At 49.3% G+C, this 14,585-nt stretch carries 14 protein-coding genes; 1 reads left to right on the top strand and 13 read right to left on the bottom strand.

Annotation, left to right across the window (positions count from 1 at the left end; all coding sequences use genetic code 11):
• Positions 1-224: 224 nt before the first annotated feature.
• The 8 genes from PsAD26_RS05145 to PsAD26_RS05110 all read right to left on the bottom strand — a co-directional run bounded on the left by PsAD26_RS05145 (position 225) and on the right by PsAD26_RS05110 (position 8,033).
• The gene (locus PsAD26_RS05145) at positions 225-842 is read right to left on the bottom strand and encodes an HAD family phosphatase (RefSeq protein WP_063309534.1); all 618 of its coding nucleotides are present in this window, start codon (positions 840-842) and stop codon (positions 225-227) included.
• 94 nt (positions 843-936) lie between these two features.
• Positions 937-1,407 carry a dienelactone hydrolase family protein gene (locus tag PsAD26_RS05140; RefSeq protein ID WP_063309533.1) on the bottom strand — a complete coding sequence of 157 codons (471 nt, stop codon included), beginning with the start codon at positions 1,405-1,407 and terminating at the stop codon, positions 937-939.
• A gap of 205 nt (positions 1,408-1,612) precedes the next feature.
• The gene (locus PsAD26_RS05135; protein WP_063300506.1) at positions 1,613-2,794 is read right to left on the bottom strand and encodes an acetate kinase; all 1,182 of its coding nucleotides are present in this window, start codon (positions 2,792-2,794) and stop codon (positions 1,613-1,615) included.
• 25 nt (positions 2,795-2,819) lie between these two features.
• A complete protein-coding gene (locus PsAD26_RS05130; RefSeq protein WP_057464246.1) occupies positions 2,820-4,241 on the bottom strand; it encodes a bifunctional enoyl-CoA hydratase/phosphate acetyltransferase in 1,422 nt (473 codons plus the stop codon).
• 364 nt (positions 4,242-4,605) lie between these two features.
• Positions 4,606-5,115, bottom strand: a complete 510-nt coding sequence (locus PsAD26_RS05125) for a pilus assembly protein N-terminal domain-containing protein (RefSeq protein ID WP_208985520.1) — start codon at positions 5,113-5,115, stop codon at positions 4,606-4,608.
• A gap of 140 nt (positions 5,116-5,255) precedes the next feature.
• Complete coding sequence (locus tag PsAD26_RS05120; RefSeq protein WP_063309531.1) at positions 5,256-6,125, bottom strand: NlpC/P60 family protein; 870 nt, start codon at positions 6,123-6,125, stop codon at positions 5,256-5,258.
• A gap of 63 nt (positions 6,126-6,188) precedes the next feature.
• Positions 6,189-6,539 (bottom strand): MarR family transcriptional regulator, encoded by a 351-nt coding sequence (locus tag PsAD26_RS05115; protein WP_063286786.1) that lies wholly within the window; start codon positions 6,537-6,539, stop codon positions 6,189-6,191.
• A gap of 111 nt (positions 6,540-6,650) precedes the next feature.
• Complete coding sequence (locus PsAD26_RS05110) at positions 6,651-8,033, bottom strand: leucyl aminopeptidase family protein (protein ID WP_063309550.1); 1,383 nt, start codon at positions 8,031-8,033, stop codon at positions 6,651-6,653.
• A 212-nt stretch (positions 8,034-8,245) separates the two neighbouring features.
• Between PsAD26_RS05110 and PsAD26_RS05105 the strand changes: the two genes are divergently transcribed.
• The gene (locus tag PsAD26_RS05105) at positions 8,246-9,028 is read left to right on the top strand and encodes a tetratricopeptide repeat protein (RefSeq protein ID WP_063309530.1); all 783 of its coding nucleotides are present in this window, start codon (positions 8,246-8,248) and stop codon (positions 9,026-9,028) included.
• 4 nt (positions 9,029-9,032) lie between these two features.
• On the opposite strand, the gene PsAD26_RS05100 is transcribed toward PsAD26_RS05105, so the two are convergent.
• The 5 genes from PsAD26_RS05100 to PsAD26_RS05080 form a co-directional block, all read right to left on the bottom strand.
• Positions 9,033-10,007 carry a type II secretion system F family protein gene (locus PsAD26_RS05100; RefSeq protein WP_063309529.1) on the bottom strand — a complete coding sequence of 325 codons (975 nt, stop codon included), beginning with the start codon at positions 10,005-10,007 and terminating at the stop codon, positions 9,033-9,035.
• Between the two features lie 10 nt (positions 10,008-10,017).
• Positions 10,018-11,037, bottom strand: a complete 1,020-nt coding sequence (locus tag PsAD26_RS05095) for a type II secretion system F family protein (RefSeq protein WP_063309528.1) — start codon at positions 11,035-11,037, stop codon at positions 10,018-10,020.
• Entirely contained in the window at positions 11,030-12,511 is a 1,482-nt protein-coding gene (locus PsAD26_RS05090; RefSeq protein WP_063309527.1) for a CpaF family protein, read from the bottom strand. The genes PsAD26_RS05095 and PsAD26_RS05090 overlap by 8 nt, the downstream gene beginning before the upstream one ends.
• Before the next feature lie 41 nt (positions 12,512-12,552).
• Positions 12,553-13,662, bottom strand: a complete 1,110-nt coding sequence (locus tag PsAD26_RS05085; protein WP_244278155.1) for an AAA family ATPase — start codon at positions 13,660-13,662, stop codon at positions 12,553-12,555.
• A 182-nt stretch (positions 13,663-13,844) separates the two neighbouring features.
• A complete protein-coding gene (locus tag PsAD26_RS05080) occupies positions 13,845-14,579 on the bottom strand; it encodes a CpaD family pilus assembly protein (RefSeq protein ID WP_084403579.1) in 735 nt (244 codons plus the stop codon).
• Between the last annotated feature and the right edge of the window lie 6 nt (positions 14,580-14,585).

Raw genomic sequence — 14,585 nt, 5'->3', positions numbered from 1 at the left:
CAGACAAACCTGAGATCTTCAACGTATGTTTTGCAGCAAACACAGTCGCAAAAATCGACTTAACATCATAACATGACCGTCACCCATGTCCCCGAACAAACGTCAACCATCTCTCCGGGACAAACATATGACGCGGGATGTAGCCCAACATTCGCTAATGTCTAAGCCAGGTGCTCTGGATCCCGGGTCTCCGCTACGCTTCGCCCGGGAAGACATCGTTGATCTTAAAGTGGCAGGCCGAGTTGCTTCAAGTCTGAGCGGAGTTTGCCCGCTTCGGAGAAATGCAGCGCCTTCATGCCAACGCCTTGGGCTGCTTCAACGTTCTTCAGCGTGTCATCGATGAAGACGAGGTTGGATGCCTCAAGCTGGTTTCTTTCCAACAGCACGTTGTAGATGGCAGCATCTGGCTTCAGGAGCTTTTCGTCACCGGAGATCACGGTATCGATGAAACTGTCTGCAAGGAAGGGGAACAGGCGCTTGGCGTCCTCAAACTTCTCGGTAGAGAAGTTGGTGATGGCATACAGAGAGATGCCCTTGTCCTTCAACTCTTTCAGGAGCGTGACATTGGCCTCAATTGCACCAGCAAGCATTTCTTCCCAACGCTCGTAATAGGCTTTGATCCATTCTTCATACTGCGGAAACTTGGCAAGCCGTTCGGCGATGGCATCGCCCCAAGGACGTCCTCGGTCTTGCTCCAGATTCCAGTCGTAAGGGCAAACCTCATTGAGGAAGAACTGGCGCTCTGATGCGTCTGGAATCAGGTCTTTATACAGGTTCTCCGGATCCCAGGAGATCAAGACATTACCAATATCAAACACGACAGCAGTGACCGGTGAGGACATAAGCCCCTCCTTTAGATGCAAAGATTGAGTTGGCCCAGTAGTATTGGCTCAGCATGCGGGATGCAATGCGTGGGATTACAAAATGACGCCTGGCTTACACGTGTGCGAGCATTGGCAGTGCGGGTTTCATATCACTTTTTGAGATGTAACTGGCAACCTGCTCGCCAATACCGAGCCCGGAAATAGAGACGTCCACTGGCTCGACTTCCTCGACGTTTTCCAGCACCTGCAAACCTGAATGGACATTCGCCATAAGCTCATGCTGATGGTCCGTTTCAAGGATCGCTTCCACCAGTGGCTGGGCTTCTTCTTTTGACTGAGGGGCCTTGCCGCCAAACAGATCAGGAAGGAACACTGCATAGCCTTCTTCTGCGATTTTCGCAGCCTGTAAGATCGCTTCTTCGGTTAATCCTGCCCAGTCATGAAACAGCACAAGTGCAGGCAGTTTCTTATCTGTCCGAGGAACAATGATGTAGGCTAAATTTCTTTGATGGTATTCCACCAGACGCAGCTCAGCAGCCTGTAAAGAGGCCGGTAGCGCTAATGTAGTTGCAGCGATGATCATAGGAATGCCAGTTTTTATTGAAGCTATATATAATAGAGATGCACGCCTCAATATATAACTTATTTTGATAATTCAACCTATGCAAATATGTTTGGGCAACTATCCCGTCTGCTCTTGTACGTATAGGCAAACAAAAGAGAAGCCGCACTTCTCCTTTAAGAAAAGTGCGGCTTTAACGCTGTGATCAACACCACTTTTAGGTCGATTACGACTCGCAAATCGCGCGGGTCTGGCGGGCAATCATAGCCTCTTCGTTGGTTGGGATCGCCATGACCTTAACCTTGGAAGATGCTTTGGAAATTGTGATTGCTTCCTTCGCGCGCGCCTTGTTGGCTTCTTCGTCGATTTCTACGCCGAGGAACTCAAGGCCCTTACAAACACCAGCGCGGGTTTGAGAGGAATTCTCGCCGATGCCACCGGTGAAGACGATTGCGTCCAGACCACCCATGACAGCAACCAGAGCACCCAGCTCGCGCTTGATGCGGTTGTCGTAATAGTCGAGTGCGCGTTTTGCATCAGGGCTGTCAGAATTTTCCAGATCACGCATATCCTGCGAGATGCCGGAAAGACCCTTCATGCCGGATTCCTTGTTCAGCAGGTTCGCGACTTCTTTCACGGACATGCCTTTTTCTTCCATCAGGTAGAAGATGACACCCGGATCGATCAAACCGGAACGTGTGCCCATTGCCAAACCATCAACCGGGGTAAAGCCCATGGTGGTGGTCACAGATTTGCCATTCTCGATCGCACACATGGATGCGCCGTTGCCGAGGTGAGCGACGACAACTTTGCCATCTGCCACTTCTGGCGCCACGTTGTGCAGCTCTTCCGCGATGAAGTGGAAGGACTGGCCGTGCATACCATAGCGACGAATGCCTTCGTCGTAGTATTTGGTCGGGATCGCGTAGGCTTCGTTCTTGAATTCCTGCGTGCGGTGGAACGCGGTGTCAAAACACGCAACGTTCGGCTTGCCCGGGAATGCCGCTTTGGACCCAGCAATACCTGCAAGGTTATGCGGGTTATGCAGAGGTGCAAGCGGATTGAATGTTTCAAGTTCCGCGGCAACTTCTTCAGTGACCAGCACAGGTGCAGAATATTTGGAAGAGCCATGAACCACACGGTGACCAATAGCGTCCACTTCGAGGTTCGGATCGAACTCCTTCAGCAGAGCAAGGATAACCTGCAGAGCCGTGTTGTGGTTCTGTGCTTCTTCGTCTGAGAGCGCACGATCCATGATCGTTGCGCCTTCAGCGGATTTGCCTTTAACCCAAGCAGATGCTCCCAAACCGTCGATCTGGCCGGAAAGCACACTTTCTTCGCCTTTGAACAACTGGAATTTGATGGAGGAAGACCCAGCGTTCAGTACAAGGATTGTTTCGATTGTCATTATTGTTTTCTCAGCTATCCCGAAATTACTCTGCAGCTTCTGCCAGATCCTGTTCACCAACATACGCAGCACCGTTGCGTAGGTAGTAGTCGTACATGGATGCCAGAGCACAAGAAACGAGACGCGCACGATCGTTGTCAGCGCGGCTGGTGAGGATGATTGGCACGCGTGCACCGGTTACAAGGCCAGCTGTTTCTGCATGAGCAAGGAAGGTCAGCTCTTTCACAACCATGTTGCCAGCTTCGAGATTTGGCACGATCAGCACTTCTGCGCGACCTGCAACAACGGATTCGATGCCTTTGGTGCGAGCAGCTTCAAGGTCAATCGCGTTATCCATCGCCAGAGGACCGTCAACGATACCGCCTTTGATCTGACCACGCTCAGCCATCTTGGACAGCACAGCTGCATCGATGGTGGATGGGATCGCCGGGTTTACGGTTTCAAGAGCGGACAGGATGCCGACTTTTGGAGGCTCAATGCCGATAGCACGAGCAACGTCGATTGCGTTCTGAGTGATATCAACTTTTGACATCAGGTCTGGTGCAATGTTGATTGCCGCATCAGAGACGATGAGCGGTGTTTCACGACCTGGAACATCCATTACGAACGCATGTGACAGGCGACGTTTGGTGCGCAGACCACCTTCGCGCTTCACAACGTGGCGCAGCAGGTCATCTGTATGAAGGTGCCCCTTCATAACGGACCGTACGCGGCCTTCATGAACCAATGCAACAGCTTTAGCAGCCGCAGAACCTTCATCAGGTGTGTCGATCAACTCGTAACCGGAGATGTCTGCACCGATTTTTTCAGCAGCAGCCTGAATGCGTTTTTCAGGACCACACAGGATCGGAATGATCAGGCCAGCCTGAGCGGCCATGACTGCACCACCGAGGGAGTTTGCATCGTCTGGACACACAACGGAAGTCGGGATCGCTGGCAGCTGGGCAGCAGTTGCAACGAGACGATCAAAGTGCTGGTGGCGCTTCATCAGCAGGCCTGGCAGCTCTTCTGCATCGTAAGAGATTGACTTAGTTGGTGCTTCTACCCGAGCTTCACCTTCAGCAACCAGAGTGCCATCATCAACTTTCACACTTGTTGCAAGGCGGATGATGTTATCTGGCAGTTTTTCCAGAACGGTTACAGTGACGTCGAGAACTTGATCCACTTTCACCTTGTTATGGAAGGAAAGTGTCTGATCGCGGTATACGCAGCCAGGACCTGGGAGGTAGTTGCCGACGACTGCTGAAATCAGAGTAGCACCCCACATGAACGGTGCGGATGGGCCATCTTTCTTCTCAATGCCTTCCCACTGCGCGTTTGGCAGATGCAGTGGATTGATGTTGCCAGACGCGTGCGCAAAAACGTAAAGATCGTTTGCTGTACAGATGCGGGAGCGAGTGACGGAATCTCCGACCTGGATTTGGTCATAGGTCCGATTGGTAGCCATTGATAGCCTCTTTTCATTTTCCACATACCGCACCAGCCCGAGCTCAAGAGTGTTGCGATAGGGCTCTTAAGGGGAGGTCTCAGCCATACTATCGCAGCTCTGTGACTGTTCAGCGATATGTGCGTTAAATTCTTCGCCAAGCTTGGGGCGCTTATTCAACATTTGAGCTAACAAATCTATCGGTAAAGATCACAAAACAGCAGTTTTTGGCGATCTGCGAAGTTATGACACATCAATATTTAGATTACAGCACTAAATCTTACGTAATTGTTCGTAGCGCAATGTAACATCAGCCATCGTGATATCCTACACTAAGGACCGTAGAGCAAAATCACGAAGCCCTTGGTTAAACATCCAAGCTCAGTTACTCGCTATTACTTGCCAAAATCCCATTTTCTGCTAGTTCGTTACGCATGCTGATGGTGGCGGCGACATCCTCGATCTTTTTCTTATTGTCACCCAAACGCAAAACCTCCTGGCAATCGGGGTTGCAGGAGTAGGTGAAGCGGCTGTTGTTGCGGTGGACGGCGACGTAGCCGGCCATTTCTGCGGTTACGGTGATCAGCTCTTCGACAACGGGCTCGGAGGCGTCGTTCAGGACGACCAGATTGGTTGTGCCGTAGGATTTGCCGGTGATCACGATTGTCAGGCGGTCGTGCACTGTCACATCTGCGATACTTGGGTTTCCAAGAATGATGGTTTCGGCAGGCTCTTCGAGACGGAAAACTTTTGCCTGGTCGGCAACCACTTCAACATCTGCATAGGCTGGTGCAGGTGAAGTCGCTGCAATGCCTGCGGTCATCGCAGTAGAGATTGCGACAGAGGCAATTTTTGACGAACGATCAGAGATCTGTTTTTGCAGCTTCCAAAACACGGCAAACCCCACCGAATAACTGTTAAATTTTACCAGTTATTTGTGCGATAATTTTAGTGAACGAAAACCTAATTTGCGCGTGTTGATGGGTCAGATATGCCGATAATGCGCTTTATGGTTAAGCACGAGTAAACATCGGCTCAACTTAGCCTCTTCACAGAGGTGAGCTGACCAAATTCGTTCTCGCCAATGCGTTTGAGAGCTGCCTGAATCCCCTCATAAGCAACTGTCATTGTGTAACCGTTGGCATGCAGCAAGGTCTCAGAATCAGACATTACGCCCACGTGCCCCTTCCAAAACATCAAGTCGCCGCGCTGCAGAGCTGGAAGATCACCGGAGAGGTCGAGCTGCTCACCCAGCATAGCTTCCTGCATATCCGCATCACGAGGGGCATTTACACCGCCTGTTTGCAATGCAAGTTGGATAAGGCCCGAGCAATCCAGCCCAAGTGTTGATCGTCCACCCCACAGATATGGTGTTCCGACCATAGCTTCAGCTGCTTTTACCCAGTCAACCGCTTTCTCAGCCTGCTCTACCAAGTGTTTTTTGACTATAAACGAGCCATCAGCAAGCTTTGCAAACTCCAGTCCTCGTGTGGTCTCGTGTCCTACCACGCTTACGAGCGCTCCCATTGAAACCTGCCCTAGTACTGGGCGTTTCATTTCGGCTTCCGGGTAGCGGTAGGTTCTCAGAGCCGTCACTCTGTGGGTTGTTTGCTCAACTGGGCCTAGCGCGTTCATCGGCAACCAGCCAACATAGCCGTCTGTTTGCAGCTGACCCCAAGACCATCCTTCTGGCGTTGTTTCGAATACACGAAAGGTTTCGCCGAAATTCAGTTCGGTATCGATCCCGCACGCAAAGTCTGGCCGAGCGCGTAGTTCAACCTTGTCTGCTTTTACAGAGTAGTTTGTTCCCTCGACAAAGCGCTCGGATTGCACCTGACCGCGATAGTCAGTCGAAGCCAGATCTGGCCTTACTGGATGTAAACGGCGGTCAAGTTGAACAGTCATGTGGGAGCTCTCTCCAATCAGAATGGCATAGCGGAATGATAATGTCTTGGTTCCGCCTTTCGATCAACGCGAAAGGTCTTGAGCTTTTTCTGATACCAGATCACCAAGCTGTTCCAGATACAGCGCCCCTGCAACTGTGCGTGTGACAACGACATTGCGTCGATCATTTTCATCACGCTTTCTGGAAAGCAGCTTGTTTGTTCCAAGTGTATCCAAGGCACGTGTAATTGCAGGCTTGGTAACCCCTAGCTTTTGCGCAAGTCCGCGCACGGTATGTGGTGGAGGCTCAAGATATACAGTTAAAAGAATAGACATTTGGCGAGCAGTCAAATCCTGATCTGCTGCGCGCACCAATTCCAACACTACATCATGCCATAGCTTAAGCGCCTGCGACGGGCGGATCTCTACGGGCATATTTATTCGTCCTAATCCCTATTGCAGGCTAAAACCTAGCCTGCAAATCATTTCGGGACCCTTACCAGATTGAGGTATTAAGTAATTTTGACAACGCAATCCGCACTTTGCTTAGTCAAATCGGGTCTTCAACATGTCGAAAAGTGCCCGAATTGCCTGGGCTTCTCCGCCATGGGTCCTAAAATCTTTCTCAATTGGGGTCCAACCGTAGATATCAAGATGTACCCAGCTGCCTGCGTTTTCAACGAATCTCTGAAGGAACAAAGCTGCAGTGATTGAGCCTGCAAAACCTGCTCCGCTTGTGTTGATGTTTGCCAGATCAGCTGTTTTGGAGGTGATGTACTTTTTGTATGGCTTCCAGAGTGGCAAGCGCCACAAAGGATCATTCACTGCTTCACTGTGAACAGCGATCGTTTCAGCCAAGTCCTCATCATCTGTATAGTATGGCGGCAAATCAGGCCCCAGTGCGACACGGGCTGCACCTGTCAGCGTTGCCATATCAACAATCAGCTCCGGGCTCTCTTCATCAGCCAGCGCAAGTGCATCGGCCAGGACCAGGCGTCCTTCAGCATCTGTGTTGCCGATCTCGACAGAGAGGCCCTTACGACTTGTGAAAATGTCTGACGGGCGAAATGAACGGCCCGAGATCGCATTTTCAACAGCTGGAATAATCACACGCAAGCGCATCGGTAGCTGGGCTTTCATGATCATTGCTGCTAGGCCAAGAACATTCGCCGCGCCGCCCATATCCTTTTTCATAAGGATCATGCCGGCAGCTGGTTTCACATCCAACCCACCACTGTCGAAGATCACACCTTTGCCGACCAACGTGATTTTCGGATCAGTCTCTTTGCCCCAGGCCGCATCAATCAGACGCGGTGCTCTGTCACTGCCATTGCCGACAGCATGCACAAGCGGAAACTCGTTCTCCAGAACATCACCCATAATGATTTTTGAGGACCCACCGTGATCTTCAAAAAGCTGAGAGGCTGCTGCAGCTAGTTCTTCCGGCCCCATATCATTTGCAGGGGTATTGATGAGATCTTTTGCAAGGTGCGCGCCAGCGATAATTGGTGCCAGCTCTTCCAAAATGCCCGGCTCGCTAATGACTAGCTGAGACTTCGGCGCAGGAATTTTCTTGTAGGCATCAAAACGGTAGGCTGCGAGAGAGAAACCGAGAGCGATACCAGCTGGATCTTCAAAGCCTTTTGAAAGTTCAAACGCGCCAGTTGGGAGCTTTTTGTTAAGAGCAGCGCCTGTTTCTAAAGCGTCTCTCTGGCTTTCGCCGTAGCCAAACAGAATGGTTTCAATCTCACCGGCTTCATTTGGAACTGCCAGAGTTTCTCCAAAAGCAGCTGTAAACTCCTGCGCTCTTGCCCAAGACTTTGCCATGGCACCAGAGGCATCAAGATGCGCGTCCAACTCACTCGCGGAGAGCGCTACAACCGGGATTGGATTTACTGTTTCATCGGCAGAAATTAACGGACCGTGCACCGGGAGCTCCATTTATGAGATGTTTGAAATTTGTGTTCTGTCCGATACGGACAGCGTTGTGGCAACCTAACGACGTTACTTGTTCTGCGCAAGACATTCGGCTTGCTGCTCCCCCGCCCAACCAAGGGCTCAGCCAAGCCAAATTAACCAGAAATTAGGGATAATATTAGATTTTCAAACAATATTTGAATTGCTTCGTTGCTGAGGGTTCCATGGCCGTATTTGACCGCACACACACAACCAAGATGTCTTGTGGCATTTTAAGAAGTGCAACAGCTGTTTCACTGCTGCTGGTTTGCGGGCTTGCACTTTCCGGCTGCGCAACCAACAAACAACGCGCTCAGGCATCTATCTCTCAGAGTCAGCAACTCGAGCCCGGCTCACAAGAGATGCAACAAGCCCTCGCCTACTGGGGCGGAGCGTATGCCAAGGACCAGAAAAGCCCACGTACAATCCTGAACTTTGCAGCAGCTTTGAGAATTGATGGCCAAGGCCAACAAGCAGAAGCAATTTTACGACGTGGTGTCATCGCCAATGCTGATAACAACACGATTGCGGCAAGCTATGGCAAAGTGCTCGCTGAAAACGGCAAGTTGCAGGAAGCGCTCAATGTCATTGAAAATGCGTTCGACCCAGCACAGCCAAACTGGAAGATGCTTTCTGCGAAGGCCGCTATTCTGGATCAGCTTGGTGAGACTAAACAGGCGCGCTCAACCTACCAGCAAGCGCTGAAGCTTTCACCAAATGAGCCAACTGTTTTGAATAATCTGGGAATGTCCTACCTACTGGGAGGCGATCTGCACAACGCAGAGACGACTTTGCGAACAGCACTGAATACGGGCAAAGCTGGCAGCCAGGTGCGCCAGAACCTTGCTCTTACCCTCGGCCTACAAGGCCGCTTTGACGAAGCCGTTCGCATCGCCCAATCCGACATAGACCCACGCCAAGCCGCCGAGAACGTGGCGTATTTGAAGACGATGTTGGGTAAGGCGTGACGGGTTAGAATGTTTGCATCGCCTGAATTACCGCAGGACCGATGATTACGATGAACAACACAGGTAAGAAAAACATTATCATAGGAACTGTTAGTTTCGGAGGCAACGCCGCAGCTTTTCGCTCAGCTTCCTGCATCCGAGTTTGCCGGTTCTCATCTGACAAAACTCTAAGAGCATTCCCGATTGGCGTACCATACCTTTCAGCCTGAATTAGAGCAATAACAACATTATTGACGCCTTCAAGGCCAGTCCTCTCTGCTAGGTTTTGGTAGGCCTTCTTTCGCTCATCTAAGTAGGAAAGCTCTGCGTTGGCCAGCACTAGTTCTTCAGCTAGTGCTGCAGATTGCGCTCCAATTTCTTCCGCAACTTTCTTGAAGGCCGCTTCAATCGACATACCAGATTCAACACAAATAAGCATTAAGTCCATCGCATCCGGCCACGCCATGCGAATAGTCTCTTGCCGCTTCGAAATTTGATTCTGCACAAAAATACTTGGGGCATAGAAGCCAACTGCAGAAATTAGGAGGCTGATACAAAGAGTACCCAAGATCGGAATATCTAACTTTAAAACAATTACTAGATAAGCAAATGCAAGAGCAAAAAAACCTATTGGTAATACAATCTGCAGAAAAAGGTATGAGTAGAGAGGGGATGGCCCTCTATAACCCGCCATCTTGAGTTTTTTTATTACGCCATCATTCGATAAAAGATTCTTCAAGTTATATTTATCGACAAAGTCTCGCACACTTTCTTTAGGGCTACTCCTAAGCGCTGCACGTTGAAACTCTTTGCTATTGGCAAGGCGATTACGCTCGCGTGTTCTAATTTTCTCTCTCTCAAGAGCAACTGACTTCATGCGCTTTTTAAGTTCATCGCGCTCAAAAAAAGGCATCAAAAGCGTATAAGCAGTTCCAGATACTGCGAGCAATGTGAGAATGACTACAAATAAGTTGTTATTTCCAAGATCTGCAAATGTCATCTCTGGATTCCTATATCTTGAAATCAATCATTTTCCGCATGACCAAGATCCCAATAGTCATCCAGGTAAGGCCAATAGCTACGAGAATTAGACCAATATCTGTATCCACGAGCAAACGAATATAACTTGGGGCGATTAAGTACAACATGATCGTCACGATGAAGGGGAGGGAGCCGATGATTGCTGCCGATGATTTTGCTTCTTGGCTGACCGCTCGAATTTTTCCTTTCATCTCCTTGCGCTGTCGTAATGTCTTTGAAAGATTGTTGAGCGCATCTGAAAGGCTCCCGCCAGCTTGCGCTTGAATAGCAAAGACAATTGCAAGGAAGTTTGTTTCCTGCAAAGGCACTCTTTTAGGCATATTCTGAATTGCTTCAGCCAGCGGTATACCCATTTGCATTTTATCTAAAACCAGTGCGAACTCTAACCCAACTGGATCTTTCGCCTCAGAAGCAGCAACATGCAGACATTCCCCTAATGGCATGCCAGACTTGATGCCACGAACTATGATATCGACTGCATTTGGAAATTCATCAAGGAACTGATTGAAGCGTTTTTTACGCCTCCTTGAAACGTAGAATCGCGGTAAACCAAAGACTCCTACAAATAAAAGCGCTATTGAAATCCATAAGGACTGTCCTGAAAAAAAACTTACCGCGAAGACAATGCAACCACAGACCACTGAAATGAAATAGAACTTGGACTTAGACCAAGACAAACCAGCTTGTCCTATCCAATCCGTAAAAATAGGTTTGTCTGCATTTTTCTTCTTCGCAGCTTGCGCCGCTTCCATAGCGTTGAGCTGGTCCTGAACAGTTTTCCTACGGGCCGTGACATCAATTTTCTGAGACCGCCCACTTTGTTGAGTTCCATTTTTCTGAACCAACCCCTCTTTTCGTTTCCCAAGTTTGTCTTTGGAAAACACGGGCATCAAGAGTGTAAACGTGACACCCACGACACTCACCATGATTAAGGCTGTGATCAGATAATCAGCGAGCGGAGAAGCCAGAAAGTTATTCAAGTCAGCCATGCAGTCCTCCAGAAACATCTGAAGCATCCAGCGCGCGCGCCAATCGTTCTTCTTCGTTGAAGTATCTTGCTCTTTCCCAGAAGAGCGGACGGCCAATACCGGTAGAGCGGTGTTGACCTACGATCTTACCGTTCGCATCTTCTCCCGTGATGTCATAGGTGAAGAGATCCTGCGTCGTGATGACATCTCCCTCCATACCTACAACTTCAGTGATGTGAGTAATGCGGCGCGAACCATCTCTCAAGCGCGCAGCCTGGACGATAACATCAATCGAGCCAACAATGATCTCGCGTACTGTTTTAGATGGAAGAGAGAAGCCACCAAGGGCGATCATGGATTCAATACGCTTTAGACACTCCCGTGGTGAGTTGGAGTGGATCGTGCCCATTGAGCCATCATGACCTGTGTTCATTGCCTGAAGCAAATCAAATACTTCCGGGCCACGAACCTCACCTACGATGATACGTTCAGGACGCATACGCAGACAGTTTTTTACAAGATCACGCATTGTGATCTCTCCCTCACCTTCCAGGTTTGGAGGTCTGGTTTCCAATCTCACGACATGTGGCTGTTGAAGTTGAAGTTCAGCACTGTCTTCGCAAGTGATAATGCGTTCCGTGCTATCGATATAGCGCGTCAAACAGTTCAAAAGTGTGGTTTTGCCTGAGCCCGTACCACCTGAAATAACCGTGTTACATTGTACCCGGCCTATGATTTCAAGGATCTCAGCGCCTTCACGCGAAATCGAACCAAAATTCACCAGCTGATCGAGGGTAAGCTTGTCTTTCTTAAACTTACGAATTGTCAGCGCAGGTCCGTCTAATGACAGCGGTGGGGCAATCACGTTTACACGAGAGCCATCAGGTAGACGCGCATCACATATCGGGCTGGCTTCATCAACACGACGGCCAACCTGAGACACAATCCGCTGGCAGATGTTCATCAGCTGGCGATTATCGCGAAATTGGATGTTTGTTTGCTCCACCATGCCAGCTGTTTCGATGTAGATGGTGTTCGCCCCGTTCACCATGATATCGGCAATGTCATCACGGGCTAATAGCGGCTCAAGTGGTCCGTAGCCCAGCACATCGTTACAAATGTCTTCGAGCAAGTCTTCCTGCTCAGCAATCGACATAACGAGGTTTTTAAGGGCAATGATGTCATTGACGACATCCCGGATCTCGTCACGTGCATCTTCTTGATCCAACCGGCTCAACTGCGAAAGATCGATTGCCTCCACCAGCGCATTGAAAATAGACGCTTTGGTTGCATAGTACTCCTGAGTTCTTTTGGTCTCCGGAGCTGTGTCCTTTGGCTTTTCTTGCTGAACTTCTGCAGCAGGCGATTTAGATCTTATGGCGCTTGGCGTGTCTTGAACAGCAGGCGTTACCGACTGTTTCTGCATCACTGGGTTCACAGGAGCAGACTTTGGACCTTTATTTCCAAATTCACCGTTGCCACGTCTACCAAACATATTCTTCCGCCTTTGAAATCAGCACAAACTCAACCAGAGGACTATTTGCGGACTTTTTTAATAAGAGATGCGATGAGCGACTTGTTTTTTGTATAGGTTTCAGCCTTGCCCGTGACCTTAGCCGCAATCTCTTCAAACAAACCAGCAACAGTATGTTTGCTATCAAACTCTGCAATCATCTGACCATTGTTGGAAGCAGTCCCGAACAAGGCTGGTTCAAACGGCATTGCTGCTAAAGAAACAACATCTAAGGCACTACTAAACTCATCAGGCTTAATTTCAGGGCGCTTAGGAATGCCAACCTTATTCAAGACCAAATATGGTTTTGTATCGTTTGGTCGGAGTTGCCCAATGCTATCGACAAGGTTTTTTGCATTTCGAAGATTTGCCAGATCAGGCTCCGCTACAATCAGGACTTCATCTACATGAGCAAGAATATGCCGAACCCAGCTGTTCCATGTGTGGGGCAAGTCAAGAACAACGGTCGGCGTTCCTTTCTGCATCACTTCGATTACCTGATCAAACTTGTCAGTATCGAAATCATAGGTCTGTTCAAGCGTTGCAGGAGCAGCAAGTAAACTCAACCGGTCATTACATTTAGCAAGCAGACGATCCAGCAATGTGTCATCAAGGCGATCTGGAGATGCGATTGCTTCCATTATACCTTGCAGTGGATCCTGATTGAAATCTAAGCCTGCGGTGCCAAATGGTAGATCCAAATCAGCAATTGCAACATCATTGTCGAGCGTTTTTGCAATTGACCAGGACAGGTTATGAGCTACAGCAGACGCTCCACAACCACCCTTTGCACCCAGAACCGCAATTGTTCGCCCGAATGGCTCCGCATCAATATCAGAATAAAACTGACCAATCGTATTGATAAGCTGTGCGATATCTATGGGCCCAACAATGTACTCACCCACACCACGCTGGATCAGCGCGCGATAGAGATTTACGTCATTAACACGTCCAATAACCAAAACATTGGTGCCGGCATCACAAACCTCTGCAAGCCGATCGAGCTCTTCAATCATCTCGCTTGAGCTTGCAAGTGACTCTACTATGAGAAAATTAGGTGTCGCCGCACTTTGAAATGTCTCAGTAGCTGCCCGGATACCGCCTTGCCGCACCATTGTATGGGTCTTAGACATCCGACGATCTGCGCTCGCCTTCTGGATTGTTTCTGCAGTTTGGGCATCCAAGCAAAAGGCTTGTACTGATATCCGAGGGATACTAACAAGATTAAAGTCTGAAGTTGAAAGCTGACCAGATACATCATGGTTCTGTTCAACATCCAATTTAGAATGTGCAAAATCATTCATATTTTGGCCCACTAATTCTGTCCAATGGCTGAAATTGTTGCCCCGACGCCAGTTTTGTATTCGCCTGCTGTTACAGCACCCGAACGGTTGTTTGTCAGGATAACATTTGTCCTAGCTGGGTCGCCCGGCCCCAATGGGCGTGGACGCAATAGATCGTTTGGCTTATCGATCATTGCAGCTAAGTTTGCCTGAGTTGCACACCCAAAGTTGTAGTAATCTGCGTTTTGGTTATCGCCTAACATTGCATTGGGCCAATTGCCGCAATCACGAACAACGCCTTTAACACGCATAAATGAAAGTCGAACGGGAGCAGATGCAGCCATGTCCGATACCGCATAACTTCTCATGACAATATGATCGGCTGCTACTCCACCTTTTTTCAATGCAGTACGGATCTGCGGCGAGACTGCTCTCACGGCGGCCTCATTCCCGGAGCCTGATGGAACCAAAACCTCAACAAATCCATTTCCATCTATGCTTGCTTGCTGACCAAAAGCAGCAACAGCCGTTTTCATGGATCCGTTAATTTTGCGCATCTCCCCAGCTACGGGAATATCAAAATTTTCAGGCGCTTCTGTAATGACAATTGGATGCCTTTTTCTATAGTCAAAATCCACAATCGACTGCTGTTCGACATAGGATGGTTGCGACTGGCATGCTCCGAGCATGACAATAGTACTAAGCACGACAGAGGCTGCTTTCAATTTAGTGACACATTTGAAAGTGGGCGACAGCAGGGTACTCATTTCACT

The sequence above is a fragment of the Pseudovibrio sp. Ad26 genome (assembly GCF_001623285.1).
Taxonomy (GTDB): domain Bacteria; phylum Pseudomonadota; class Alphaproteobacteria; order Rhizobiales; family Stappiaceae; genus Pseudovibrio; species Pseudovibrio ascidiaceicola.
Note: the sequence above shows the minus strand (reverse complement) of the source record. Positions and strands in the feature narration are given on the sequence as shown.

Bases quoted from the DNA above. Each gene is read 5' to 3' on its own strand.
- PsAD26_RS05145 (WP_063309534.1), bottom strand. From the start codon at position 842: ATGTCCTCACCGGTCACTGCTGTCGTGTTTGATATTGGTAATGTCTTG.
- PsAD26_RS05140 (WP_063309533.1), bottom strand. From the start codon at position 1,407: ATGATCATCGCTGCAACTACATTAGCGCTACCGGCCTCTTTACAGGCT.
- PsAD26_RS05135 (WP_063300506.1), bottom strand. From the start codon at position 2,794: ATGACAATCGAAACAATCCTTGTACTGAACGCTGGGTCTTCCTCCATC.
- PsAD26_RS05130 (WP_057464246.1), bottom strand. From the start codon at position 4,241: ATGGCTACCAATCGGACCTATGACCAAATCCAGGTCGGAGATTCCGTC.
- PsAD26_RS05120 (WP_063309531.1), bottom strand. From the start codon at position 6,125: ATGACTGTTCAACTTGACCGCCGTTTACATCCAGTAAGGCCAGATCTG.
- PsAD26_RS05115 (WP_063286786.1), bottom strand. From the start codon at position 6,539: ATGCCCGTAGAGATCCGCCCGTCGCAGGCGCTTAAGCTATGGCATGAT.
- PsAD26_RS05105 (WP_063309530.1), top strand. From the start codon at position 8,246: ATGGCCGTATTTGACCGCACACACACAACCAAGATGTCTTGTGGCATT.
- PsAD26_RS05100 (WP_063309529.1), bottom strand. From the start codon at position 10,007: ATGACATTTGCAGATCTTGGAAATAACAACTTATTTGTAGTCATTCTC.
- PsAD26_RS05095 (WP_063309528.1), bottom strand. From the start codon at position 11,037: ATGGCTGACTTGAATAACTTTCTGGCTTCTCCGCTCGCTGATTATCTG.
- PsAD26_RS05090 (WP_063309527.1), bottom strand. From the start codon at position 12,511: ATGTTTGGTAGACGTGGCAACGGTGAATTTGGAAATAAAGGTCCAAAG.
- PsAD26_RS05085 (WP_244278155.1), bottom strand. From the start codon at position 13,662: ATGTCTAAGACCCATACAATGGTGCGGCAAGGCGGTATCCGGGCAGCT.
- PsAD26_RS05080 (WP_084403579.1), bottom strand. From the start codon at position 14,579: ATGAGTACCCTGCTGTCGCCCACTTTCAAATGTGTCACTAAATTGAAA.